Source organism: Acidovorax sp. KPB24-07 (genome assembly GCF_057543315.1).
The window spans coordinates 1-686 of record NZ_BAAJYS010000874.1 but is presented as its reverse complement, the minus strand read 5'-3'; the positions used below and the strand labels follow the sequence as shown (position 1 = coordinate 686).

The 686-nt window shown below is 75.2% G+C and carries 1 protein-coding gene and 1 pseudogene; both read right to left on the bottom strand.

Annotated features, from left to right (window positions below):
• Positions 1 to 275, bottom strand: a pseudogene (locus AC27IQ_RS26405) (pyrroline-5-carboxylate reductase family protein); the annotation flags it as partial.
• A gap of 78 nt (positions 276 to 353) precedes the next feature.
• On the bottom strand, positions 354 to 686 hold a 333-nt coding region (locus AC27IQ_RS26400; protein WP_487091425.1), incomplete at its 5' end, for an FGGY-family carbohydrate kinase.

The following is a 686-nucleotide window of genomic DNA, read 5'->3' as shown; positions in this document are numbered from 1 at the left end:
CTGCCGGGCCGCTTGCCTGGAAGGTCTGGGGCTTGACGGCCCACACCGACGGTGCCGGACCGGGCCAGCGCGGGGCCGGCCGCTTCGTGCGCCGTGATGCCGTGCTGCGAGAGCAGGGCGGCGCGAGCCTCGGCCCAGGGCTCGACCACTTCGATCTGCGCGGCCGGCACGCCCTGGCGGATCAGCCCGCCGATGATGGCGCTGGCCATGTTGCCCCCGCCGATGAAGGCGATGGCGGAGGAGGGCGAATCGGTCGCGGCGGGCGTGGCATTCATGGCGGCGGTGGGCAGGTGGAGGCGAAGCGCAGGATGTTAGCGCCTGCGCTGCGGCGGGGGGGGCCGGGGCGGCGGTTTTCAGTCGAGCGAGGCCTGCCGCACGGCGTGCTCCCAGCGCGCCATGAGTTCGCGGGCGCGGGGGGCGCCCAGCGTGGGCATGAAGCGGCGCTCGGCGCGCCACAGGTCCGACAGCTCGTCGGTGCTGCGGTACACGCCGCTCGACAGGCCGGCCAGGTAGGCCGCGCCCAGCGCCGTGGTCTCGATCACCGCGGGCCGCACCACGGGAATGCCCAGCAGGTCGGCCTGGAACTGCATGAGCAGGTCGTTCACGCAGGCGCCGCCGTCCACGCGCAGCTCGCTCACCGGCGCGCCGCCGGCGCCACGGCGTCGCGGCCTCATGGCCTGCAGCAG